The organism is Mycobacterium sp. NGS58, from assembly GCF_059812385.1.
The window spans coordinates 1-23,466 of record NZ_JCALCO010000035.1 but is presented as its reverse complement, the minus strand read 5'-3'; the positions used below and the strand labels follow the sequence as shown (position 1 = coordinate 23,466).

Below are 23,466 nucleotides of genomic sequence, written 5' to 3'. Positions count from 1 at the left end.
CGCAACACGCCGCAGACCCGCAACTTGACTGCGTTATGACCGGCCGGCTCGACGGTAAGGTCGCGATCATCACCGGTGCCAGCACCGGCCTGGGACCCGTACTCGGCTCGGTGTTCGTCGGTGAAGGCGCCAAGGTGTTGCTGGCCGCACGGCGTGCGGACTTGGTCGACGCCGCCGCGCGCGCGGCCGGTCCCGGCGCGATCGCGATGCGCGCCGATGTGACCGATGAGAACGACGTCGCGGCCATGGTGGGGCGGGCGGTCGACGAGTTCGGTCACGTCGACATCTTGTGCAACAACGCCGCCGCGCCCGGACAGGACCGCTGGATCTGGGAACAGACGCTGGACAACTGGAACGCCACCATCGCCATCGACGTCACCGCCGCGATGCTGTGCACCCGCGAGGTGCTCAACCAGTCGATGCTGCAGCGCCGCCGCGGCGTCATCCTCAATTTCTCCTCCACGGTCAGCTACGCGGGCATGGTCCGCAAAACGCACTACGTCACCGCCAAGGCGTCACTGCGCGCGTTCACCAAGGCCGTCGCCCTCGAGGTCGGCCCGCACGGCATTCGATGCAATTGCATCGTGCCCGGGGCCATCGACACCGAGCTGTGGCGCAAATGGGTCCAACGCACCGCGGACGAGCAAGGCGTCGACGCCGAAACGGTTCGCGCCAGGCAGCTCAAAGGCGTTGCTCTGCAAGATATCTCCTCGCCGGAGGACATCGCGAATCTGGCGTTGTTCCTCGCCAGCGACGAAAGCCGTACCATCACGGGACAATCGATTCCCGTCGATGCCGGGGGGTACATGCAGGGATGAGCGGACCCGCCAAGCTGTCGCCCGCCGCGACGTCCGGCGGTCGTGCGTGATACGCGTCAGGGCAGGCATATTCAGCCTCACCGCCGCGGCGCCCGATGACGACGACGGCAGTTACCTGCGCTGGCACCTGCTGGATCACATGCCCGAGCAATACCAGCTGCCCGGCATCGTGCACGGGTTGCGCTGGATCGCTGACGGTGATTATCCCGACCACCGCCTGGCGGCCGATGGTCCACTGGGTGACATCGGCAACGCGGTGCACTACCTGGTCGGCGAGCCCGTCGAGAAGTCCTTCGACGACTTCGTCACCCTTGGCCGCGCGTTGCGCGACAACGGTCGCTTCCCGGTCGTTCGACCGTCGCTGCAAGTGGCCGGCCTGCGCCTGCTGCAGTGGCGATCCTCGCCACACACCCTGGTCTCGTCCGAGGTGGTGCCGTTTCGGCCGCACCGCGGGATCGTGCTCATCGTCGAGGAACCAACCCGGGGCCGGCCGGACGACTGGCTGCAATGGCTATATGCCGAGCACTACCCTGCCTTGCTCGCGACACCGGGCACGGCCGGCGCGTGGACCTTCGGTTCCAGCGCCGGGTGGAGCCACCTACCCCGCGGCTGGCGGACCGATCACCAGTACATCACCGTCGTCTACCTCGACCAGGATCCGCTGAGCACCACCGGTGCGCTGGCTCCCCTCATCGAAGAGCGTTGGCGTTCAACGGCGGTGCGCCCGGTATTCGCCGGCCCGCTGCGCAGCATGATCAGCTGGGAAGCCTGGCCCTAGACTTTGACCGCAGCCTAGGTGGCGCAGCAGGTGGGCTCAGCGGGTCCGAACGTCTGGGAATCGGCCTTCACCGTGTAGATTTCCCAACGTTCACCGCCCGGACCGCTCACCCACACTTTGTCCTGAGTGGCGAAACAACACGTCGTGTCGATCTCGTCGTCGGTCAACAGACCGGACCCGGTGAGCCGCTGGCTTTCGCTATGCACGGCGTCGCTGGAGCCGACCTCGACGCCGAGGTGGTTGAGGCTGCCGCCGTGGCCGGGGTTCTCCAGCAGCACCAATTTCAGCGGCGGATCAGCGACGGCGAAGTTGGCATAGCCGGGTTTGACCTTGGCGGGTTCTGCGCCGAACAGCTTTGTGTAGAACGCGATTGCCTCGTCGAGATTGTCGACGTTGAGGGCGAGTTGGACACGCGACATGGTTACCGTCCTTTCGCGAGCGGTGTCTTGATCGTCATCGTCGTACCGAGCAATTCGTCAATGAGGGCTCGGACATGCTCGGCGATGTCCTCGCGGATGGCCCGTACCGTCTGAACCTGCTGACCGGCGGGATCGCGTAGTCGCCAATCGCGGTACGAGACGCCCGGGAAATACGGGCAGGTATCGCCGCAACCCATCGTGATCACCACGTCACTGCGCTGCACCGCGTCGGCGGTGAGAACTTTCGGGACGTCGGTGATGTCAATCCCCCATTCGGCCATCACCGCCACCGCGGCCGGATTCAGCTGATCGGCGGGCTCGGTTCCGGCGGAGCGAACTTCGATGCGGTCACCGGCCAAATGTTTCAGCAAGCCAGCGGCTATTTGCGAGCGGCCGGCGTTGTGCACGCAGACGAATAGGACGCTGGGCCGGTCGGCGACGGCCGAGGAATTCTGTACGCCAGTCTCTTTAAAAAGCCGCGGGCGCAGGGCCAGCGAAACGTAGACCAGTGCGACCAAGATCGGCACTTCGATGAGCGGTCCGACCACACCGGCCAGGGCCTGGCCCGAGGCGGCGCCGTAGGTCGCGATCGCCACCGCGATCGCGAGTTCAAAGTTGTTGCCGGCGGCGGTGAATGCCAGCGTGGTGGTGCGGGCGTATCCCACTCGCAACAGGATTCCCAGCGCGTAGCCGCCTGCCCACATGATCGCGAAATATGCCAGCAGCGGCAGCGCGATCCGCGCGACATCCCCGGGCCGGGAGGTGATTTGGTGTCCTTGCAGCGCGAAGAGGACGACGATGGTGAACAGCAACCCGTAGAGAGCCCACGGCCCGATCCGGGGCAGGAAACGGCTCTCATACCAGTCGCGGCCGTTGGCGCGTTCACCGAGACGACGCGACAGGTATCCGGCCAGCAGCGGAATGCCCAGGAAGATGAGCACGGACTTGGCTATCTGCCAGGCGGATACGTCGATGCCGGTCGTGCTCAGCCCCAGCCAACCCGGCAGCACCGATAGATAGAACCAGCCCAGTGCGGCGAACATGACGACCTGGAAGATGGAGTTCAGCGCGACCAGGACGGCGGCGGCTTCGCGGTCGCCGCACGCGAGGTCGTTCCATATGATGACCATGGCGATGCAGCGCGCCAACCCCACGATGATCAGCCCGGTGCGGTATTCCGGCAGATCGGGCAGCATCAGCCAGGCCAGGGCGAACATCACAGCGGGCCCGATCAGCCAGTTCAGCACCACCGAGGCCGCCATGAGCCTACGGTCGCCAGTGACGCTGTCGAGCTTGTCGTAGCGCACTTTTGCCAGCACCGGGTACATCATCACCAGCAAGCCCACCGCGATGGGCAACGAGATACCGTCGACCTCGACGGCGCTCACCGCCCGTCCCAGACCGGGGACCAGCCGGCCGAGCAACAGCCCGGCGACCATGGCGATCCCGATCCATGCCGGCAGGAACCGATCCAACGTCGACAGCCGGCCGCCGACTGCCGCGTCGGTCGGGCTCACGACCCGCATTCCGCGGCCACCCGTGCGTCGACGCTCAACACCGACGAAAGTCGTTGCAACGCAGCCGGAACCACCCAGTAGTACACCCACGTGCCGCGCCGTTCGCAGTCCAACAGCCCCGCCGATCGGAGCGTTTTGAGGTGGTGGGAGATCGTCGGCTGTGAGACGTCGAATGTCTGGGAGATCTCGCAGACGCAGGCCTGGCCACCGGGATGGCTGGCGACCAGACTCAACAAGCGCAGCCGCACCGGATCGCTCAGCGCTTTGAACATCGCCGCCAGCTCCGCGGCCTGCGACTCGGCCAAGGCGGCCGCCCCCAAGGCCGGGCAACACTCCGTCAGCTTCGACATTCATCTATATAAGCATCTATCGAATCAGGACGCCAGCGGTGAAGTTTTTCCCGTGCTCCGGTTTTAGTCGGGCGAGGGAAACGAACGGGTTTTATAGTCCTCGTGACGTCCTAGTCCAAGGGAGTGCCATGACCAATCCCGGCAATCGCCGCCGCCGGCGGCGGACCGTTCGCGCGGCTGCCGCACTCGGCCTGGTGGCATTGGGGGTCGGCCTGCCGGCCTGTTCTAGCAAGGGGAATCACCAGGCCGCGGCCCCGAGTTCAGGTCCGCCGCTGGCAAGCACGACCGTCATGATCGATGGGAACAGGCACACGATCATCGCCGCGGTGGACTGCAGCCGATCGGCGGCGCAGCCCAGCGCGTCGCCACCGGAATCCGGTGACCTCACCACCCGAATCAGCGTGCACGACGACAACGCGTCGGTCTCGTTGGCCATCTCCGATGAGCAGCCACCCAGCGTCGACGCCTTCGGCATTTCGCTCAAGCTGGACAACGGCCAGTACCAATTGCCTTACCAAGGAACCAGATCACCCACTCAGGTCCAGGCAACCAAGGTCGGCAAAGGCTACACGGTCACCGGGACTGGCCAAGCGACCACCCCCGGCCAAAGTGGCTTGCGGGACGTCACTTTTGGAATCCATGTGACGTGCCCGTAGGAACGTATTGTCCGGCGCGGCCCCCTCTGCGATGCTGACAGCTTGGACATCTTTGCGCAGTGGCAAGACGGCGGCACCGAGCTTCGTTGGCGCTCGACAACCGCCGCTAACGACGGCCAAGAGGTCGCGCTGTTCAGTCGCCGGTGCGGCACTCCCGGTGCGCCCGCGTTGGTCTTGGTGCACGGCTTTCCGACCAGCAGCATCGACTATTTCGCGCTAGCAGGGGAACTGAGCGCGGACTTCGACATCTACCTACTGGACTTCCCCGGCTACGGACTCTCCGACAAACCACCCGAGCCCTACGTGTACTCGCTCTACGACGACGCGCGCCTGCTGGTCTACGCGATCACTCAGGTGTGGGAACTCACCGAATACCGGATGCTCACCCACGACCGCGGCAGCAGCGTCGGCATGATCGCGGTGGACATGCTTGCCGCACAAGATCCACCGGCCCCACCCGCCGACCTGATCCTGACCAACGCCAACATCTACCTGCCGCTGTCCAATCTCACCGCCTTTCAGACCGCGCTGCTCGACCCCGCAACCGCGCGGGCCACCGCGGCGGCCACGACGCCGGAGATGCTGGCGGCGGGCATGGGAGCGAGCACGTTCATGCCGCGACGCACACTGGAAGACCCGGAGATCGCCGCGTTGGCCAGGTGCTTCGCGCACAACGACGGAATCCGCGTGCTGCCCGACACCATTCAATATCTCCACGAGCGCGCCGCCGACGAAACCGGTTGGCTGGAAGCGCTTTCCGCGAGCGCGGTCAACACGACGATGGTGTGGGGCGTCCACGACAACGTGGCGCCGTTGCGAGTCCCCAACCACGTCTGGCCGACGTATCTGAGAAACAAGCCCGGTCGCAACCGCTACTGGGTGCTGCCCAGCGCCGACCACTATCTGCAGTGCGACGCCCCCGGTCAACTGGCCCAGATCGTGCGCCTCACGGCCCAGGGTGAGGACATTGCGTTGCAGACGTTGGGGAACCAACCCGACGGCGCGGTCTTGGTGGACCAAAGCGACACCTAGCCGTGCCGAGCGTGAAACTAACTTCACGCTCGGCGCCGAACGTGAAACTAACTTCACGCTCGGCCAAAAGGGCCGGCCTGAACCCGGCAAATCGGCCTAGCGGGAGGCGCTACCCCACGATGACGGGCAGGCGTGCCCACCCACGCACGCTCGCGGTATGCGCCCGCTGCGCGTTCGCATAGTCGACCTCCCAGTCCGGCCAGCGCTTCAACACCTCTTCGAAGGCCACCCGCGCTTCGAGTCGTGCCAGCGCCGAGCCGAGGCAGAAATGCAAGCCCTGCCCGAAGCTCAGATGGCTTCCGCGACGGTGGATGTCGTAACGGTCCGCATCCGGGAAGTGGCTCTCGTCGCGGTTGGCCGAGGCGTTCAGCAATAGCATGAACGATCCCTCGGGAACCCTGCGACCATAGTGCTCGGCATCCCGCGCGACGTAGCGGGCCTGCACCGGAGATGGGGGCTCGTAGCGCAGCGTCTCCTCGATCGCGCCGGGAATCAGCGACGGGTCCGCGACGAGTTCGCGGCGTTGATCCGGATGATCCGACAGCAGTTGGCCCATGAAACCGATGAGGCGAGCGGTGGTCTCGTTTCCGGCACCGGCGATCATCGCGGTGTAAGCCAGCACCTCGGTCCGCGACAAGGGACGCCGCGTGCCGTCCGGCTCATCGATCTCGGCCCGCAACAGTTCGGTCATGAGGTCGTCGGATGGATGGCTGGCCCGCCACTCGATGTATTCGGCAAACAGGGCAATGGAATTCGCGAAGACGTTCGCATCGACCGCGGCAGGGTCGCTGTCCTTGGACAGCCCGATGTTGGCGACGCTGCGGTCGCGGATCTTCTCTTGGTCAGCCTCGGGAATGCCCAGGAGGTACCCGATGGTCCGCATCGGCATCATCGCGCCCAGGTCCGCGATGAAATCGAAACCACTCCCGCCGATCAGCGGGTCAAGCTCGCCGACACAGAACCCGCGCACCAGATCCTCCACGGCGAGCATGCGCCGAGGCGTGAAGACCCGGGACAGCAGTTTGCGGTGCAGATCGTGCAGCGGAGGATCCTCGAACAACAGAATGCCCGGGGGCACTTCGATATTCGCGAACAAGATGTCGGCGGTCGTTCCCCGGCCGGAGCGGTAGGTCTCCCAGTTCGGCAGTTCGCGCACCACGTCGTCGTATCGACTCAGCGCGTAGAAGTTGTACTTCTCGTTGTAATACAGCGGCGCTTCTTCGCGCATCCGCTTCCACACCGGATACGGGTCCGAGTCGATCTCGACGTCGAATGGGTCGTAGTACAACTCAATGGCGCTGGGGCTTGTCATCGTCGAATCCCTAACTCAGTCGTTGCGGTGCAAGAAGCCGTGCAAGAGCGCTTGAACGAGTTCCTCAACAATCACCTCCCGCGGCGGCGGTTCGTTCCCGAAGTAGGTCGAACGCAGAGCGGCCATTCCCGCGATCATCGAGACCGTCGAGTGCGCCGGTAAGTCCGGATGATCCGACCGCAACCCCCGCAATTGCATGCCTTCCGCGCTGATTTGGCCCAGCACCGTTACCGCCCGGCGGATCTCGTCGATGCCGGCGTCGGCCTTTTCCTCCTCGCTGAGGCTCTCGGCCGCCATCAGGGTCAGCAGCAGACCTTGGTGTTCGACGAACACGTCGTAGAGCTGCGAGACGAAGAGCCGGGCCAGCTCCTGCTCGTCGGTCTCCTCGGGGACCACCGACTGCCAGGTCCTGCCGAATTCGTCGACGAAGCTGACGAACGGCACTACCAGCGCCTCGCGGAACAGCGCGGCCTTCGAACCGAAGTTGCGAAACAGCAGGTGTTCGGTCACGCCGGCGGCCTGCGCGATTTCGCGCGTCGTGGTGCTGCGATAGTCCTGGCCGGCGAACAGGGCCCGAGCCGCGTCGAGCAGCAACCGGCGGGGCTCCCCACGGGGCCGACGCGCGACCGTGGCCGGTGGTGGCTGCTTAGTTGCTCGCTGGGGCACCGAAGTCCACTCCTGTCGAAACCGCTGTGGGGATAGTATCCGCTATCTACATAGGATAGTATCCACTACCTTAAAGGGCGCATCATCGAAAGGGTGACACCATGGGCGCTGTCATCATGCTCGGCACGCTGTTCGGCCTGATCGTGCTGATATTCGGTCTGGTCCTGCGCTTTGACCCGCAAGCCCGGCGGGGCCGGGGAGAAGGCCAGTGAGCTCGCAGATGACACCGGTGATGCAGGCCGCCAGTGACTTCGCACTGATCGGCGGCATCGGGTTCACCGTCCTCGGGGTGTACCTGAGCGTTCGCCACCGCCGCCTGCACCCGCTCCTGCTGCTCTGCATCTCGGCAATCTCCTTCTCCTGGATCGAGGCGCCCTACGACTGGGCGATGTACGCCCAGTTCCCTACCGCCATCCCCCGCATGCCGTCGTGGTGGCCGCTGAATATGACGTGGGGCGGGTTGCCCTTGTTCGTGCCCGTCGGCTACATCTCCTACTTTGTGCTGCCGGCCGTGACCGGCACGGCGCTCGGCCGATGGCTGAGCACACGCTTCAATTGGCGCAGGCCCCAAACGCTTTTGGTGGTCGGCCTCATCGTCGGCTTCTGCTGGGCGCTGTTCTTCAACGGATTCCTGGGCGCCAAGCTCGGAGTGTTCTACTACGGAAGGGTGATTCCCGGGCTGGCGATCCGCGAGGGCACCCTGCACCAGTACCCGCTCTACGACTCGCTCGCGATGGCCATCCAGATGATGCTCTTCACCTACCTGCTGGGCCGCACCGACGCGCGAGGACGCAATGTCATCGAGATGTGGGCCGACAGCAGGTCGAAGAGCCGGGTCGGCTCGTCGATCCTGTCCGTCATCGCCGTGATCGTCGTCGGAAACGTCCTCTACGGCGCGGTTTTCGCGCCCCACCTTGCCACGAAGCTGGGCGGCTGGGTGACCACCGAGCCGGCGGGCGAACTGTTCCCGGGCGTACCAAACCAGCCGAAGTAGGCTTGCGGCCTGCAAAACTCGAGAGGAGTAGCGGTCAGCCGAGGGCCTCGGGCAGCACAACCTCGCCCACCCGCTTGAGGTAGGGCCACGCGATGTCCGGTGGCAGACCCCCGCACAGCGGCGACAGGTTGAGCACCTGTCCGGCTTTGACGCGTGAGATCGCTTCGGGCACAGAGATAATCACGTGCGACGCCCCCGTCTCACGCAATTCATCGACAGTATTGACGTGACTGAAGCCGGCCGTCGTCTCGTCCCCGGGGTTCCACGCTGCATAGCTGCGCACGTCGTGCAGCAGATGCTCGCCGATCTCCTTCCACGCCTGATCGACATCGTCGGCGACGAACACGACGGAGGGGGTGTTGCGGTCGGGAAACATCGTCGGGCCGGGCGTGTGCCCGTGCTCGCGGCACCCCTCCTCGTAAGCCTCCTGCATGCCGGGTGCATTGGCGTTGCCCAGCATCCCCAAGCCGTACCTGCCGGCCCGACGGGCCGCCGCGACCGTTCCCCCACCCCACATCAGTCCCGGGCCGCCGGGAGTCAGCGGGCGCGGTGTCACGGTGATCCGACGCCCGTCTTCGACGACCGTTTCGCCCGCGAGCAGCCGCCGTAGCAGCGCGAGTTTCTCGTCGCAGAGGCGGCCACGCTTCTTGATGGACAGGCCGAAGTGCTCGAACTCCTCGGGCCGGTAGCCCAGGGCCAGGATGTAGGAAGCGCGCCCGTTGCTGATGATGTCGAGCACCGCCATGTCCTCGGCGAGACGAACGGTTTCGTAGAACGGGAGAATCAGGATCAGGCTCAGCGCCAGCCGCTCGGTCCGCGCGGCCACCGCCGATGCGAGCAGAAACGGTGACGGCAAGTAGCCGTCCTCGGACCCGTGGTGTTCACAGAGGACGGCGGCCAGGCCGCCGTGTCCCTCGGCCCAGCAAGACATTTCGGGCGCCGCCGCGTACAGATCGGCTGGGGGTGCCGCCCATTCGGGGTCGCGCATGTCGAAGCGCAGGGTGTACACGGCTGACTCCTAGCTGGCCTAATCTTTGCGACGTACGTTACACGTTCAGTCGAAGACGTAAAGGGGCAGAGTCGTCGGGAGGTCAAGCGAGCTCAGCAGGCCCGGGGGCGCGTGGGCGGCGTACGGGATCGCATTGACCACGCGCATAGCCATCGACGCCATCGCAGCATGTCCGGCGGCGTGACCCTGCCCCGCCCCGAGTGTCATCTCGCAGTGGATGTCGCGATCTCCTTCGATGCTCGGGGCGCGCACCTGAGCATGAACATCAGCGGCCGCCGGGATAGGGCGAATTGCTCGCCTCTGAGCGACAGACGCGGTCCCAGATTGTCGCTCAGAGGCGGGCAAAACACTGATCGGCCCCCACAGCTGCACCCTAACCTAAAATTTGTTCGTTAGGATAGTGCCCGCTTTCTTAAAACCTTGACCTCACTCATTCGCGGCGGTAGTTTCCAAGTCGAACGCGGGGTGGTAGCGGCCACACACGTTAACGTAAACACAACTGCCGCCTCGGCTTTCGTCGTGTTGCGCGGCGCCCACGCACCTGAGGAGGAACAAGATGACGGCTAATCGGGTGGTGGTGTGGGCGACGGGTGGCATCGGCTCGATCGCCATCCGCGCTATTTCGCGGCGCCCCAATCTGGACCTGGTCGGCGTGTGGGTGCACTCCGAGGAGAAGGTCGGCAGGGACGCGGGCGAACTGGCCGGCGGTGAACCGATCGGCCTGACAGCCACCAACGACGCCGACGCGCTGATCGCGCTCAAACCCGACTGCGTCATCTATGCGGCCAGCGGTCCGGAACGGGACGCGCTGGCCATCCCGGATTACGTCAAGCTGCTCGAAGCCGGGATCAACGTCGTAACCACCAGCACCACGCGATTGGTCAACCCACACGCCTACGAGCCCGCGGAGTGGCGTGACCAGCTAGTCGCCGCGGCCGAGCAGGGCCAGGTGTCGCTGTACGCCTCGGGGATAGAGCCGGGCTTCGCCGCCGACTATCTGCCGCTGGTGCTGTGCACCCAGTCGTCGTCGATCGACAAGATCCACTCCTTCGAGATCGGCCTGTACGACGACTACGGGGTTCCCGACATCATGAGCGACGCGCTGGGCTTCGGCCGTCCGCTCGACTACCAGCCCTGGATCGGCTTCCCCGGTGCCATCGCGGGCGAATGGCAGGGGCAGATCCGGTTGATCGCCGACGCGTTGGGGGTCGAAGTCCAGGAAGTCCGCGAGGGATTCGATCGCGCCGTCACCAACCGGACGCTGGAGGTGGCGATGGGCACCGTCGAGGCCGGAACCTGCGGCGCGCTGCGGATGCAGGCGATCGGGGTGGTGGACGGTCGGGAAGCCATCGTCATCGAGCACGTCACCCGGCTCGCGCACGACGTCGCCCCCGACTGGCCCACCGGGATCGGCGATCTGTCCTACCGCGTTGTGATTTCCGGCGATCCGGACATCGACTGCACCCTGGCGGCGACGCTGAAGTATCCCGCCGAGGCCGGCATCGGCGGGATGACCTCCGGGGCAGGCGCCATGGTCGCCACCGCGATGCGCGTCGTCAACGCGGTGCCGTATGTCGTTGCCGCCCAGCCGGGATTGCTGAGTTCGGTAGACCTTCCGTTGACCATCCCGCAAAAAGCGTTTGTCCGGCGGTAGGTCGCGCCGGTTACTCTGCGGGCGTGACGGTTAATCCGCTCGAGGAACTGACGCTGCAGCAACTCCGGGCCCGCACCAGCATGAAATGGGGCGCGCACCCCGCCGACGTCCTGCCGCTGTGGGTCGCCGAGATGGACGTCAACCTGGCGCCGACGGTGGCCGAAGCGCTGCGGAAGGCCATCGACCACGGCGATACCGGGTATCCCTGTGGACACGCGCTGGCGGAGGCCGTCAGCCAATTCGCGGCGCGGCATTGGCAATGGCATGACCTCGAAGTGAACCGCACCGCGCTGGTTCCCGACGTCATGCTCGGTGTCGTCGAGGTGTTGCGTCTGGTCACTGATCGTGGTGATGCCGTCATCGTCAACCCGCCGGTCTACGCGCCGTTCTACGCATTCGTGTCACACGACGGCCGCCGCGTCATCGAGGCACCGCTGGCCGACGGGCGAATTGACCTGAACGCCTTGGAAAATGCCTTCGTTCGGGCTCGAGCGGGAGCCGGAAAGGACACCAAGGTCGCCTATCTGTTGTGCAATCCGCATAACCCGACCGGATCGGTCCACACCACCGACGAACTCCGTGCGGTCGCCGAGCTCGCCCGGCGATTCGGCGTGCGGGTCTTGTCCGACGAGATTCACGCCCCCGTCATCCTGTCGGGATCGCGCTTCACCCCCTTCCTCACCGTGCCGGGGGCCGAGAACGCCTTCGCCTTGACCTCGGCCTCGAAGGCCTGGAATCTGTCCGGCCTGAAGGCGGCGCTGGCCATCGCCGGACCGGAGGCCGCCGCCGACCTGCACCGGATGCCGGAGGAGGTCGGTCACGGGCCCAGCCACCTCGGCGTCATCGCCCACGCCGAGGCGTTTCGGAGCGGCAGCGACTGGCTCGACGCGACCCTGCGGGGCCTGGATGAGAACCGGACGCTGCTGGGTGAGTTGATCGCCAAGCACCTGCCCGGCGTGAAATATCAATGGCCACAAGGAACTTACCTGGCCTGGCTCGATTGCCGGGAGCTCGGGTTCGACGAAGAAGTCGTCGATGGGCTTGCGGTGGTTGCCGACCTTGCCGGGCCGGCCCGTTGGTTTCTCGATCACGCGCGGGTGGCGCTGAGCTCTGGCCACGTGTTCGGAACCGGCGGAACCGGACATGTGCGCTTGAACTTCGCCACCTCGCGAGCGATTCTCACCGAGGCGGTGTCGCGCATGGGCAGGGCCCTGGCCGACGCCCGCTAGTCCACCGGCGCCGGGCGCAGGCGTTTGGCGGCTACGCGGAGATCTCCTCGGCGCCCCGGCCCAAGTTGCGGAAGCCTTGGGCAGGCTCCTTCATGCCGAGCGTGAAGGGCAGGGTGTCGAACTCGAACCTCGTCGTCGCGCCGAGGCGGCGGAAAAAGCTGCGCCGCGGCGCCGCGACGGGAACCTTCATCGCCGCAAGGTCGATGTAGTGCGTCGACGTTTCTCCGATTCCATCGAAGACGTGCACCAATGGCATGCACAGCTCGCGCATCGACTCGTCGAGGCATTCCGCGACGGGATCGGTCATCAGTACGTACTCGGCAACCGGCACCGTGTTTTTCAGCATCCGGTGCACCAAAATGACGTCAAAACCGGCCAGTTCGACGTGGCGCTTCACCTTCTGATCCGCCACCTCGCCCACGTGCACGACGAACTTGAGCGACAACTTCTCCAGCTGTTCGCAACTCGCGCACTCGCAGGCGATGTCGTTTTTCATCTGCTCGCGCCGCTCGAGAAACGACGCGCGCATCCGTGACAGGCGCTCGCATACCACCACTTTGGCGTGGCTGTCCGGAGCCCAGAAGAAGGCGGCGTCACCCTCGAGTTTGGCCAGCTTCAAACCCTTGCCCGCATTGATCACCGACTCCAACAGGCCGGCAACCGTCAGCTGGGCATGGGCAAGGTGCGTCCGGTTCCACTGCATGTAATGCGTGTACCCGCCGATATCGGCTATGAGTAGAACCGCGCGCCGAATTGCCATGAACAAGCCAGTCTAATAGGGGTTGGTGCCCGGCTCAATGAAAGTGCTACTAGACGAAGTCGCGTCGGCGCGAGAGGCTTACAGAGGTGCCGGTTCACCGGAGGAGCTGATATGCATGTGCTGCGAACCCCGGACTACCGATTCGAAAACTTGGAGGACTACCCGTTCGTCGGGCATTACCTTGACGTAACCGCAAGCGACACCCGGCCGCTTCGCATGCACTACCTCGACGAGGGCACGATCGAAGGGCCACCGATCGTCCTGCTGCACGGCGAGCCCACGTGGAGCTATCTGTACCGGACGATGATCCCGCCTTTGACCGACGCGGGGAACCGCGTGCTCGCGCCCGACCTGATCGGTTTCGGCCGTTCGGACAAGCCCAGCCGGATCGAGGATTACACCTACCAGCGCCACGTGGAGTGGGTGATCTCGTGGTTCGAGCATCTCAACCTCAGGGACGTCACGCTGTTCGTGCAGGACTGGGGATCGCTGATCGGGCTGCGCGTCGCCGCCGAGCAGTCGGACCGCGTCGGGCGGCTGGTGGTGGCCAACGGTTTCCTGCCCACGGCACAACGGCGCACTCCGCCCGCGTTCTACGCCTGGCGTGCCTTCGCTCACTACTCCCCCGTTCTGCCCGCGGGCCGCATCGTCAGCGCCGGGACCGTCCGTCGGGTGCCGTCGAAGGTCCGGGCCGGGTACGACGCCCCCTTTCCGGACAAGACGTTTCAAGCCGGGGCTCGGGCGTTCCCCCAGTTGGTGCCCACCTCGCCCGCCGACCCCGCGATTCCGGCCAACCGAAAAGCGTGGGATGCCCTCGGCCGCTGGGAAAAGCCATTCCTTGCCATCTTCGGCGCCCGCGATCCCATCCTCGGGCGGGCGGACCGCGCTCTGATCAAGCACATTCCCGGCGCCGCCGGCCAGCCACACGCACGCATCAACGCCAGCCACTTCATTCAAGAGGACCGCGGCCCCGAACTGGCCGACCGCATCCAGTCGTGGCAGCAGGCCTGGCTCTGAGCGAAGGTCAGCGGTCTGGAATGCCCGCACCGGCAAGTGCGGGAAAGACGTCCTCCTCGCGCAACAGCGACGCGGCGCCGACCTTGGATTGGGCGAATTTGTCGATGATCGTTTGTCCCTCTGGAGTACGGCCCCAGATGCTGATCCCGCGGTAGGTGTTGGCCACCGAATTGCCCACCGCCCGAGCGGGCGGTGACGTCAGCGGGTAACCGCCAGTACGGCTTCCACCAGTTCGGGCCGGCAGACCACGAGATCCGGCAACTTCGGGTCGGCCTGGTTGTACGCCAGTGCGGACCCGTCGATGCGAGAGGTGTGCAACCCGGCGGCACGGGCCACCGCCACTGGGGCGGCGGAGTCCCATTCGAACTGGCCGCCGGCATGCACGTACACATCGGACAGCCCTTGGACGATCGAGGCGACCTTGGCTCCGGCAGAACCCATTTCGACCAGGACTCCGTCCAGCGCATCCCGCACATTCAAGGCGATGGCGGGCGGACGGGTACGCGAGACCACGATGCGCGGCTTGCCCGGCGCGGCCGGAGGCGAATCCAGGTCGGGAGTTGCCAGCGTGATGCCCTGGGCTGGTAGCGCCACGGCGCCCGCGACCAGCTCGCCGGCCTGCCAGAGCGCGACATGTACTGCCCAGTCGTCGCGTCCGAGTTCGGAAAATTCCCGCGTGCCGTCCAGCGGATCGATGATCCAGACGCGGTCGGAGCGCAAACGAACCGGGTCGTCGGCGCCCTCTTCGGACAACACCGCATCACCGGGTCGTTCGGCGGCGAGTGCTTCCATCAGGAAGTCGTGGGATCGCTTGTCCCCCGCGGCTTTCCGGTCAGCCGCTTCCGCGTCGGCGAATTCTTCTCGAACCCCGAGCAGCAGCCGACCTGCCTCGGTGGCCAACCGCGCGGCGAGATCATGGTCAGTCATCGTCAGCTCCGCGAATCTTTAAAATGTTGGTAGCGATGACCAACTTTACCGTGTCATGCCGTTTCGCGGTCACCACCCCCGGCAGAAACTTTCGCCCGTAATCTGGTGACCGTGAGCGGCAACGCCAACGTTTCTTTGATGAGGCGGTTGCGGCACACCTCGCGGGGGCGTGTGATCGGGGCCGGCATCGTGGCGGCCGTGGTGCTGGTCGGGGTCCTCATCGTGGTGGGCGTGCAGCTGATCCAAGGCCAGCGGAGCGCGACCGCGCCCAGCACTCCGCCGTCGCCGGCGGCGCAGAGCTTCGCCATCCCGGGCTGCTACAACCCGTCCGTTCCCCCGGTCCCGCGCCCGAAGCGGCTGAACGTGTTGGGCTGCGCCAGTGTGGCCGTTGCGCTGCAGGACATGTCGTGGAGTTCCTGGGGACCGCAGGGCGCCGACGGGACCGGCACGGCACTGTTCAAGCTCTGTGATCCGAATTGTGCGGCGGGATCTCAGCTGACCGAACCGGTGGTCGTGCATGCGTGGAATCCGCAGCCGCCGCGGCGCGAGGCGATCTGCCAGGTCGGCTTGCAGATTTTCGCCGACATGATCCTGGCCTTCCCCAAAGGCACTCCACCGCCGAGCGTGCAGAAGATGAATACGCAGTACAACGGAAAGCCGGCCGTGCACTTCGCCAACTACTCAAGCGGTGACACGCGCGGCACCCAATTCATCGGCTACACGTTCTGTAACTAGCCGGTGCGAACTATCCTGCGGTGCCTCACACTTGATGGCGACGACCCGCCGCTGACCTCACCCTAGACCTCGATGACGACAGCGCCACCCTGCCCGCCGCCGGCACACATCGCCGCGACGCCGATGCCGCCGCCCCGGCGGGCGAGCTCGTAGGCCAGCGTGGTCACCATGCGCGCACCGGAGGCGGCGATCGGGTGACCGAGGCTGCAGCCGCTACCGGAGAAGTTCACCTTCTCCTCGTCGAGGCCGTATTCGCGGCACGCCGCGATCGGCACCGAAGCGAACGCCTCGTTGATCTCCCACAGCGCGACGTCGCCGGGCGTCAGACCGGCCCGCTGTAACACCTTCCCGATGACCTTGACGGCGCCGAGACCGCAGTCACGGGCCGGCACGCCCGCTGCGGCCCAGGCCCTGACCGTGCCCATCACCTTGAGCTTCTCGGCCTGGGCGTAGTCGCTGTCGACCAGCGCGACGGCGGCCGCGGCGTCGTTGGTGCCACTGCTGTTGCCCGCGGTGATCGAGAAGCCCTCGATCTCGGGGTGCAGGACCTTAAGGCCGGCCAGCTTCTCGACGGTGGTGTCGCGACGCGGATGCTCGTCCACGGCGAACTCGGTGACCGAACCATCGAATTGGGTGATCTTCAGCGGCAGGATTTCGTCGGCGAACTTGCCGGCGTCCTGGGCCGCGACGGCGCGCTGATGCGACCGGGCCGCCCAGGCGTCCATCTCCTCGCGCGTGATGCCGACCGCCTGCGCGGTATTCCAGCCCACCGTGATGGACATGTCCTTAGCCGGCGCATCCGGCGTCTCCACGTGCGTCGGGGGCATCCAGCGCTCCTCGAACTTCAGCTCGGGGCCAGGGATCCGCCAGTTGGTCAGCGGCGTCATCGACAGCGACTGCACGCCGCCCGCGATGAGCACACGCTCCATGCCGGAGCCGATCTGCGCGGCGGCGTTGCCGATGGCCGTGAGGCTGCCCGCGCAGTGCCGGTTGACCGACTGCCCGGGAACGTGCTCCAAGCCCGTCGCGGTCGCCGCATAACGTGCCAAATCGCCACCGCCGTAGTGTGATTCGGCGAAGATGATGTCGTCGATGTGTGTGGGGTCGACACCCGACCTGCGGACCACCTCGGGAAGCACGGCCGTGATCAGAGTTTCGGGCGGAGTGTTGACCAGCGTCCCCTTGAACGAACGGCCTATCGCGGTCCGGACGGCTCCGACAATGACGGGTGTTCCCATGTTCTCAACCTCGTTGTTGTGGGCGGTCAGACGCCGCGAATCGTATCAAATACTGTATAGACAATAGTAATGGTCTAAGTTCACTGGGCCTGGCTCCTGTGACGGCGCTAACAATTAAGCGGTTCGGGTAAATACGGAGGCCACCCCGTTGAAGACCCAAGGTGCGCTGATCTGGGGTCTGAACGAGCCGTGGTCGGTCGAAGAGATCGAAATCGGCAATCCCCGCCCCGGCGAGGTGACGATTCAGCTGGAGATCGCCGGCAGCGAGGTCGGCGAGCGCCTCGCACCTCGCCGCGAATACACCCACGGCATCATCCGCTACACCGATGCCGACCGCGCGTAACACATTCTTTGGCACCCGAGCACAATGAGTCGATGACCATCACACCCCTCGTCCAGCGTGACGCGCAAACCACCGCTTATCGCGTCGCGGCGATGCTGATCGGGATTGGCACCGTCCACTTCCTGGCGCCCAAGCCGTTCGACGAGATCGTGCCCGTCGAGCTTCCCGGCACTCCGCGCTTCTACACCTATGCGTCGGGAGTCGCCGAGATTGCGACCGGGGCACTGCTGGTGCCACGCGCCACCCGCCGGCTCGCCGCGCTGGCCGCCGTCGCGTTGTTCGTCGGCGTCTTTCCCGCCAACGTCAACATGTGCCGGTTGTGGTGGGGCAAGCCGTGGCCCATGCGCATCATCGCCCTGGCCCGGCTGCCGTTGCAGATCCCGATGATCACCACCGCGCTCAAGATTCGGCGCAACAGCTGACGTGCTGCGTAGGTAGGGACGTCGGCGGCGCTCGGGCGTCGGAAGGCACGTGAAGGGTGATCCAAACCGGTTGCGCGACAGTCGGTGTCGATCAGCTATCTGCCGAAGACGCTCCGCCGCAATGGAAAGCAGCCGAGCTCAGGTCAGGCGTGAGCCGACGCGGTGCGCGGTGCCGTCGGGGTCGACGTAAGCGAATTCGCGCAAACCGTACGGAGTGTCCTGCGGCGCGACCAGACGCCCACCCAGGTTTTCCAGTGCCGCCCATTCCGCATAGAGGGCATCGGCATCACTGACGTAGAAGTACACACTGGCCGCCGTGCGCAAGGGGTCGTGCTCGGCCCATTCGGTGAGATGGATCAATACCGACCCGCGATCGGCGAATCCGTACCGTTCGGGGCCGTCGTACGCACGGGCGCCGAATCCGAGCCGGCGGTACCGGCCGAGCGCGGCGTCCAGGTCTCGGACGGGGACGATCGGGGATACCGAGGTGAAGTCGACTGCGGACACGAAGCGAACATAGCCCAATTGTGGGTCAGAATCCCAATAGCCTTCTGCCGTTTACTTATTGACGGTAGTTGTCCGCGACGGCACGAGTGTATGCTCTGGCCGCCGAGACGGTCCAACGATCGATTTGACGCCGCGCGGCGCCGCACCACCTGGTTTAGGGGTAGGTTGTCGGCGGGTTCGGTCGTACCGCCTTGAGGAGGGATACATGAGCACATCGGAAAAGGCGTCCAAGCCGCGCGCCGGACAGCCGATAATCCACCTCTCCCAACTGTTGCGTGCGCCCGTGCTGGCGCGTTCCGGCGAAACGGTGGGCCGGGTCGAGGACGTGATCGTGCGGCTGCGCGGGGCCGAGGAGTACCCGCTGGTGGCCGGAATCGTCGCGGGGGTCGGCGGACGCCGGGTCTTCATCGGCAACAAAACGATTGACGCATACTCCGTGGACCGAGTTCTCTTGACCAAGAACAAGGTTGACCTTCGCGGGTTCGAACGCCGCGAGGGTGAGGTGTTGTTGCGCACCGACGTGTTGGGCCACCGGTTGATCGACGTGGCCACCGTCGAGCTGGTGCGCGCCTACGACGTCGAACTGGAACAGACCGACGAAGGCTGGATGGTTACCCGCCTGGACACTCGCCGCCCACCGCGCCTCTTCGGGCTGATCAAGCATTCTGGCGGGCACGCGTCGCGCGATTGGAAGGCATTCGAGCCACTGATCGGCCACGCCCGTTCCGACGCGGTCCGACGCCTGTCGGACCGGTTCGGCGAGCTCAAGGCCGCCGAGATCGCGGATCTTCTCGAAGAGGCGGATAAGGCTGAGGGCGGCGAGATCCTCGACCGCGTGCACAGCGACCCCGAATTGGAAGCCGACGTTTTCGAAGAACTCGATCCGGAAAAGGCCAGCCGGTTACTCGACAACATGCCGGACAACGAGGTCGCCGCGCTGCTTGGTCGGATGCGCGCCGACGATGCGGCCGACGCGATCGTCGACCTTCGCCAGTCCCGGCGCCGGCGTGTGCTCGAACTGATGCCCGCCCCGCAGCGCACCAAGGTCATCACCCTGATGGGGTTCAACCCCGAAAGCGCCGGCGGATTGATGAATGTCGACTCCGTGACGTGTTCACCGGCCGCCACCGCGGGCGAGGCGTTGGCCTTGATCGCCGCGTCGCGCAGCATCCAGCCCGAAGCGCTGATCAAGGTTCACGTGCTCGACGAGGACAAACGTCTTGACGGCGTCGTTTCGGTGATCACCCTGCTGCAGGTCGATCCCGCTGAAAACCTCGGCGCACTGATGGATTCCGACCCGGTGCGAGTGAACGCCGACGCGGATCTGACCGACATCGCCTTGCTGATGGCCGATTTCAATCTCTACTCCATACCCGTCGTCGACGAACAAGACCGCCTCCTCGGGGTGGTCACGGTCGACGACGTGCTGGAGGCGACCATCCCCGAGGACTGGCGACGGCGGGAGCCCGCGCCGCGCCCCATCCGCGAAATCGCCGCCGACGACGACCGTGACACACCGCCAGTCGGAGGTAGCCCGCAGTGAGCTCCGGCGGCGAGAACACCACCCAGGCCGACGGGCAGGGCGTCGACGTTCAGCGCTCCGAGCCCGCGCAGACGCGGCGCACCGCCGTGCTGGACAGCGCGCACGTGGGTGATATCGAAGGTGCGTTCGGGCGCATCAGCGTCGGGGAGACCGAGCATGCCCGGACCTGGCGGACGCGGCTGCTGACCCTGCTCGCGATCGTCGGGCCCGGAATCATCGTGATGGTCGGTGACAACGACGCGGGCGGGGTGGCCACCTATGCCCAGGCCGGCCAGAACTACGGTTACTCACTGCTGTGGGTGTTGCTGCTGCTCATCCCTGTGCTCATCGTCAACCAAGAGATGGTGGTCCGGCTCGGGGCGGTCACCGGGGTCGGACACGCCCGCCTGATCAACGAACGCTTCGGCCGCGGCTGGGGCTGGTTTTCGGTCGGCGACCTGTTCCTGCTCAACTTCCTGACGATCGTCACCGAATTCATCGGCATCAGCCTGGCCGCCGAGTACATCGGCGTCTCCAAATACATCGTGGTGCCGATCGCAGCGGTGGCGTTGGTGGCGATCATGGCCAGCGGCAGCTTCCGTCGATGGGAGCGGGCCATGTTCGTGTTCATCGCCGTCACGCTGCTGCAGATCCCGATGCTGTTGATGTCACATCCACAGTGGGTGCACGCCGCGAAGTCCTTTGTCGTGCCCACTATTTCGGGCGGGATCAGTTCGGATGCGGTGTTGCTGATCATCGCCATCGTCGGTACCACCGTCGCTCCGTGGCAGCTGTTTTTCCAGCAGTCCAACGTCGTCGACAAGCGCATCACCCCCCGGTTCATGGCCTACGAACGCGCGGACACCGTGCTGGGCGCCTTCGTCGTGGTCGTCGGCGCCGCCGCGCTGGTGATGACGGGCGACTGGGCCGCGCGCTCCACGAACACCGTGGGCGGCTTCACCGACGCCGGCGCCATCGCCCACCTGCTCGGCCAGCACCGCCAGACGCTCGGCTGGATCTTTGCGATCGTGCTGATGGACGCCTCGATCATCGGCGCCGCCGCAGTAACCCTGGCCACCTCTTACGCCTTCGGAGACGTCTTCGGACTGAAGCACTCTCTACACCGCGGCTTCTCCGACGCCAAACAGTTCTACCTGTCCTACACCGCGATGGTGGTGCTGGCCGCGGCCATCGTCCTCATTCCAGGCGCCCCGCTCGGACTGATCACCACCGCGGTGCAGGCCCTCGCCGGTCTACTGCTGCCCAGCGCCAGCGTATTCCTGCTGCTGCTGTGCAATGACCGAGAAGTGTTGGGCCCGTGGGTAAATCGTCCCTGGCTGAACTGGGTCGCCGGGCTGATCGTCGGCACGCTCCTGCTGCTGTCGGGAGTTTTGATGGCCACCACTTTATTTCCGAAGATCGATGTCGTGCGGGTTTCGGGCTATCTGGTGGCGGCCATGGTTGTGTTCGCCGCCGCGGCTGCGCCCGCGCTGCGCTGGATGGCCCGCCGCCAACCCCCGCGACCCGTCGCAGCGCTTCCGGCCCGCGGTGTCGACCGCAACACGTGGCGCATGCCACCGCTCACGCTGCTCGAGCCGGTCGTCTGGTCGCCCGGCACCCGGCTGGGCATGATCGCGCTGCGCACCTACCTGGTCGCGGGCGCGCTGCTACTCGTGGTCAAAGCCATTCAGCTCAGCCGCTGACCGTTTGCACCCGGCGAGCCACCTCGCCGTACCGCTCGAAGCGCTCCTGATCGGCGACCGCGTTGTACATCACCAATCGCGTTGCCATTCCGGCGTATTTCCGCGTCAACGCATCCGCCAGCCCATCCCAGGTCGACTCGGTCGCGAAGACGGCGATGTGATCGTCGCTGACCTGGGCCGCCATCCCGGCGAAGTCTCCGGCCTTCTGCTTCTCCCGGATCCGGGCGGTCGTGCCCTCGAAACCCGCCTCATCCCAAATGAACGCGTAGTTGGGCGTGCTGCCATAGAAGGCCATGCTGGCACGCACGACTTCGCGTTGCTTGGCGAGCTCTTCGTCGGTGTCGCCGACGATCGTCATGACGGGCACGATGATCGCGATGTCCGACGGCGAACGGCCGGCTTTGGCTGCCCCCTCGGCAACCGTCGGCACCACGTGCCGCGCCAGGTAGCCCGGTTCGCCGATCGGGTGGACGTGAAGCCCGTCGGCCACTTCGCCCGCCATCCGCAGCATCCACGGATTGACCGCTGCGATGTCGACTTTGGGGTCCGGCGCGTCGATGGGCCCCGGGCTCCACTGCGGAGTGATGAAGTCAAGATCGTAGAAGTCACCATGGTGGTCGAGCGTCCCGGAGCGGAACGCCGCAAAGCACGCTTTCACCGCGAGCAAGTAGTCGCGCAGCCGCGGCCCGGGCCGCTCGAAGGCCGTGCCGTAGCGCCGCACCACGTGGGTGCGCACCTGCGTCCCGAGGCCCAGCCGGAATTTCCCCTTGGTGGCTTCCTGCAGCTCCCACGCCGCGGCGGCGGTAACGAAGGGGCTGCGCGGAAAGGCCACCGCGACGCCCGTCGACAATTCGAGGTCGGGCGCGGCCTGCGAAGCGACGGCGGCATTCAGGTATGCAGTGCGGCCAGTCTCGGTGAACAACAGACCGGAGAATCCGGCGGACTGGGTCCGCCGGGCAAGCTCACCGATTTCGCCGAGCGGCTGGGGCGTCGTCATCGCGTCGACATGCATGGTGGGAGCGTACGTCGAACGATAGAGCGAACGAGTCCGGGCGCGTCGCCGCGAGGTCTTCTATCGGATGCGGCGAATCAGCGTTGGGTTGGCCGCCTGCTCAGCGGGGCGGTGAAGCCTTCCGTGTCATCGAAGAATGCCCATTGCCCGTCGTCGTTGACCTCCATGCGCCAACCCAGCTCGGTATCGCCGCCAACCGAATTGACGAACCAGGCATGCGCGGCCTCCGCATTGGCAAAACTCTTCGTCGCGACGACCCGGCCACGGGGGTCGATAACGCGAAACGCAGGCATGGGATCTAATTATCCCTGCCAGCGGGTTTTCAATCGCCGAAATGAGTTATTTGCCGGTAAACCCACGGTTAAACTGTGCGGGCCAAACGGCCGGCGAGTATCTCGGCAAACCTCGCCGGGTCGTCGAGCGCCCCGCCTTCGGCAAGAAGCGCTGTGCCGTAGAGCAATTCCGCGGTCTCCGCGACCTCAGCTCGCGCGGTGTCGTCGTCCGCGTTCTTCTGCGCTTCGCGCAGGCCGGTGACCAGCGGGTGGTTGGGGTTGAGTTCGAGGATCCGCTTCCCCACCGGAATGGCCTGTCCGGAAGCGCGGTACATGCGTGCGAGCGCCGGTGTGATCCCGAAGGCGTCGGTGATCAGGCAGGCGGGCGAGTCCGTCAGTCGGTTGGACAGCCGGACTTCCTTGACGTGTTCGGTCAGCGTTTCCTTCAGCCAGGCGAGCAGGTCGGCGAATTCCTTCTGCTGCTCCTCGCGCTCGGCTTCGCTCTCCTCGTCGTCGCCGCTGAGGTCCACCTCGCCCTTGGCGATGGACTGCAGCGGCTTGCCGTCGAACTCGG

At 65.7% G+C, this 23,466-nt stretch carries 24 protein-coding genes and 4 pseudogenes; 13 read left to right on the top strand and 15 right to left on the bottom strand.

From position 1 onward, the window contains the following. The first annotated feature begins 35 nt into the window (after positions 1-35). Together AC5Y4H_RS24125 and AC5Y4H_RS24120 are read left to right on the top strand one after the other, a co-directional pair. On the top strand, positions 36-818 hold the full coding sequence (locus AC5Y4H_RS24125; RefSeq protein WP_499986019.1) for an SDR family NAD(P)-dependent oxidoreductase: 783 nt from the start codon (positions 36-38) through the stop codon (positions 816-818). Between the two features lie 49 nt (positions 819-867). Continuing rightward, complete coding sequence (locus tag AC5Y4H_RS24120; RefSeq protein ID WP_499986052.1) at positions 868-1,596, top strand: hypothetical protein; 729 nt, start codon at positions 868-870, stop codon at positions 1,594-1,596. Between the two features lie 14 nt (positions 1,597-1,610). Here AC5Y4H_RS24120 and AC5Y4H_RS24115 read toward each other — a convergent pair whose 3' ends face one another. Genes AC5Y4H_RS24115 through AC5Y4H_RS24105 form a run of 3 tightly spaced genes read right to left on the bottom strand, consistent with a single transcriptional unit; the run spans position 1,611 to position 3,882 of the window. Then, entirely contained in the window at positions 1,611-2,015 is a 405-nt protein-coding gene (locus tag AC5Y4H_RS24115) for an ArsI/CadI family heavy metal resistance metalloenzyme (RefSeq protein ID WP_499986017.1), read from the bottom strand. Between the two features lie 2 nt (positions 2,016-2,017). Then, the gene (arsB, locus tag AC5Y4H_RS24110; protein WP_499986015.1) at positions 2,018-3,541 is read right to left on the bottom strand and encodes an ACR3 family arsenite efflux transporter; all 1,524 of its coding nucleotides are present in this window, start codon (positions 3,539-3,541) and stop codon (positions 2,018-2,020) included. Beyond that, positions 3,529-3,882 (bottom strand): ArsR/SmtB family transcription factor, encoded by a 354-nt coding sequence (locus tag AC5Y4H_RS24105; RefSeq protein ID WP_499986013.1) that lies wholly within the window; start codon positions 3,880-3,882, stop codon positions 3,529-3,531. Before AC5Y4H_RS24105 ends, arsB begins: the two co-directional genes overlap by 13 nt. A gap of 128 nt (positions 3,883-4,010) precedes the next feature. Between AC5Y4H_RS24105 and AC5Y4H_RS24100 the strand changes: the two genes are divergently transcribed. Continuing rightward, positions 4,011-4,538, top strand: a complete 528-nt coding sequence (locus tag AC5Y4H_RS24100) for a lipoprotein LpqH (protein ID WP_499986012.1) — start codon at positions 4,011-4,013, stop codon at positions 4,536-4,538. 42 nt (positions 4,539-4,580) lie between these two features. After that, on the top strand, positions 4,581-5,570 hold the full coding sequence (locus tag AC5Y4H_RS24095; RefSeq protein WP_499986010.1) for an alpha/beta fold hydrolase: 990 nt from the start codon (positions 4,581-4,583) through the stop codon (positions 5,568-5,570). A gap of 109 nt (positions 5,571-5,679) precedes the next feature. On the opposite strand, the gene AC5Y4H_RS24090 is transcribed toward AC5Y4H_RS24095, so the two are convergent. Then, positions 5,680-6,882, bottom strand: coding sequence for a cytochrome P450 (locus tag AC5Y4H_RS24090; RefSeq protein ID WP_499986006.1), 1,203 nt, complete (start codon positions 6,880-6,882; stop codon positions 5,680-5,682). Between the two features lie 15 nt (positions 6,883-6,897). Next, positions 6,898-7,548 (bottom strand): TetR/AcrR family transcriptional regulator, encoded by a 651-nt coding sequence (locus AC5Y4H_RS24085; RefSeq protein WP_499986003.1) that lies wholly within the window; start codon positions 7,546-7,548, stop codon positions 6,898-6,900. A 208-nt stretch (positions 7,549-7,756) separates the two neighbouring features. Between AC5Y4H_RS24085 and AC5Y4H_RS24080 the strand changes: the two genes are divergently transcribed. Next, complete coding sequence (locus AC5Y4H_RS24080; RefSeq protein WP_499986001.1) at positions 7,757-8,542, top strand: spirocyclase AveC family protein; 786 nt, start codon at positions 7,757-7,759, stop codon at positions 8,540-8,542. A 34-nt stretch (positions 8,543-8,576) separates the two neighbouring features. Here AC5Y4H_RS24080 and AC5Y4H_RS24075 read toward each other — a convergent pair whose 3' ends face one another. Together AC5Y4H_RS24075 and AC5Y4H_RS24070 are read right to left on the bottom strand one after the other, a co-directional pair. Beyond that, on the bottom strand, positions 8,577-9,551 hold the full coding sequence (locus AC5Y4H_RS24075) for an LLM class flavin-dependent oxidoreductase (RefSeq protein WP_499985998.1): 975 nt from the start codon (positions 9,549-9,551) through the stop codon (positions 8,577-8,579). 45 nt (positions 9,552-9,596) lie between these two features. Next, positions 9,597-9,788 (bottom strand): annotated as a pseudogene (locus AC5Y4H_RS24070) (dihydrodipicolinate reductase); the annotation flags it as partial. A gap of 319 nt (positions 9,789-10,107) precedes the next feature. Between AC5Y4H_RS24070 and AC5Y4H_RS24065 the strand changes: the two are divergent. Then, on the top strand, positions 10,108-11,205 hold the full coding sequence (locus tag AC5Y4H_RS24065) for an NAD(P)H-dependent amine dehydrogenase family protein (protein ID WP_499985996.1): 1,098 nt from the start codon (positions 10,108-10,110) through the stop codon (positions 11,203-11,205). 23 nt (positions 11,206-11,228) lie between these two features. Beyond that, a complete protein-coding gene (locus AC5Y4H_RS24060) occupies positions 11,229-12,434 on the top strand; it encodes a MalY/PatB family protein (RefSeq protein ID WP_499985993.1) in 1,206 nt (401 codons plus the stop codon). A 31-nt stretch (positions 12,435-12,465) separates the two neighbouring features. Here AC5Y4H_RS24060 and AC5Y4H_RS24055 read toward each other — a convergent pair whose 3' ends face one another. Beyond that, positions 12,466-13,194, bottom strand: a complete 729-nt coding sequence (locus AC5Y4H_RS24055) for a DUF2652 domain-containing protein (protein ID WP_499985992.1) — start codon at positions 13,192-13,194, stop codon at positions 12,466-12,468. A gap of 111 nt (positions 13,195-13,305) precedes the next feature. On the opposite strand from AC5Y4H_RS24055, the gene AC5Y4H_RS24050 reads away from it, so the two are divergent. Beyond that, a complete protein-coding gene (locus AC5Y4H_RS24050; protein WP_499985990.1) occupies positions 13,306-14,211 on the top strand; it encodes a haloalkane dehalogenase in 906 nt (301 codons plus the stop codon). A 7-nt stretch (positions 14,212-14,218) separates the two neighbouring features. Here the strand turns inward: AC5Y4H_RS24050 and AC5Y4H_RS24045 are convergent. Further along, positions 14,219-14,368 (bottom strand): annotated as a pseudogene (locus tag AC5Y4H_RS24045) (VOC family protein); the annotation flags it as partial. 41 nt (positions 14,369-14,409) lie between these two features. Then, on the bottom strand, positions 14,410-15,138 hold the full coding sequence (locus AC5Y4H_RS24040) for a 3'(2'),5'-bisphosphate nucleotidase CysQ (RefSeq protein ID WP_499985986.1): 729 nt from the start codon (positions 15,136-15,138) through the stop codon (positions 14,410-14,412). Between the two features lie 138 nt (positions 15,139-15,276). Between AC5Y4H_RS24040 and AC5Y4H_RS24035 the strand changes: the two genes are divergently transcribed. Beyond that, complete coding sequence (locus AC5Y4H_RS24035; RefSeq protein ID WP_499986049.1) at positions 15,277-15,873, top strand: hypothetical protein; 597 nt, start codon at positions 15,277-15,279, stop codon at positions 15,871-15,873. Positions 15,874-15,935: 62 nt separating this feature from the next. Here the strand turns inward: AC5Y4H_RS24035 and AC5Y4H_RS24030 are convergent, their stop codons facing one another. Continuing rightward, the gene (locus AC5Y4H_RS24030; protein ID WP_499985985.1) at positions 15,936-17,111 is read right to left on the bottom strand and encodes a thiolase family protein; all 1,176 of its coding nucleotides are present in this window, start codon (positions 17,109-17,111) and stop codon (positions 15,936-15,938) included. Between the two features lie 148 nt (positions 17,112-17,259). Here AC5Y4H_RS24030 and AC5Y4H_RS24025 point away from each other — a divergent pair. Continuing rightward, positions 17,260-17,373, top strand: a pseudogene (locus tag AC5Y4H_RS24025) (alcohol dehydrogenase); the annotation flags it as partial. Between the two features lie 113 nt (positions 17,374-17,486). Continuing rightward, on the top strand, positions 17,487-17,876 hold the full coding sequence (locus tag AC5Y4H_RS24020; RefSeq protein ID WP_499985983.1) for a DoxX family protein: 390 nt from the start codon (positions 17,487-17,489) through the stop codon (positions 17,874-17,876). Between the two features lie 138 nt (positions 17,877-18,014). Here AC5Y4H_RS24020 and AC5Y4H_RS24015 read toward each other — a convergent pair whose 3' ends face one another. Further along, positions 18,015-18,383, bottom strand: coding sequence for a bleomycin resistance protein (locus tag AC5Y4H_RS24015; protein ID WP_499985982.1), 369 nt, complete (start codon positions 18,381-18,383; stop codon positions 18,015-18,017). 205 nt (positions 18,384-18,588) lie between these two features. Between AC5Y4H_RS24015 and AC5Y4H_RS24010 the strand changes: the two genes are divergently transcribed. Continuing rightward, positions 18,589-19,926 carry a magnesium transporter MgtE N-terminal domain-containing protein gene (locus AC5Y4H_RS24010; RefSeq protein ID WP_499985980.1) on the top strand — a complete coding sequence of 446 codons (1,338 nt, stop codon included), beginning with the start codon at positions 18,589-18,591 and terminating at the stop codon, positions 19,924-19,926. Next, positions 19,923-21,608: an NRAMP family divalent metal transporter gene (locus tag AC5Y4H_RS24005; protein WP_499985978.1), complete on the top strand. Its 1,686-nt coding sequence runs from the start codon at positions 19,923-19,925 to the stop codon at positions 21,606-21,608. Before AC5Y4H_RS24010 ends, AC5Y4H_RS24005 begins: the two co-directional genes overlap by 4 nt. Here AC5Y4H_RS24005 and AC5Y4H_RS24000 read toward each other — a convergent pair. The 3 genes and pseudogenes from AC5Y4H_RS24000 to AC5Y4H_RS23990 form a co-directional block, all read right to left on the bottom strand. Next, on the bottom strand, positions 21,598-22,620 hold the full coding sequence (locus AC5Y4H_RS24000) for a TIGR03617 family F420-dependent LLM class oxidoreductase (protein ID WP_499985976.1): 1,023 nt from the start codon (positions 22,618-22,620) through the stop codon (positions 21,598-21,600). The two genes, AC5Y4H_RS24005 and AC5Y4H_RS24000, sit on opposite strands and share 11 nt — an antisense overlap. A 77-nt stretch (positions 22,621-22,697) precedes the next feature. Continuing rightward, complete coding sequence (locus AC5Y4H_RS23995; protein ID WP_499985974.1) at positions 22,698-22,913, bottom strand: hypothetical protein; 216 nt, start codon at positions 22,911-22,913, stop codon at positions 22,698-22,700. 68 nt (positions 22,914-22,981) lie between these two features. Further along, positions 22,982-23,466, bottom strand: a pseudogene (locus AC5Y4H_RS23990) (molecular chaperone HtpG); the annotation flags it as partial.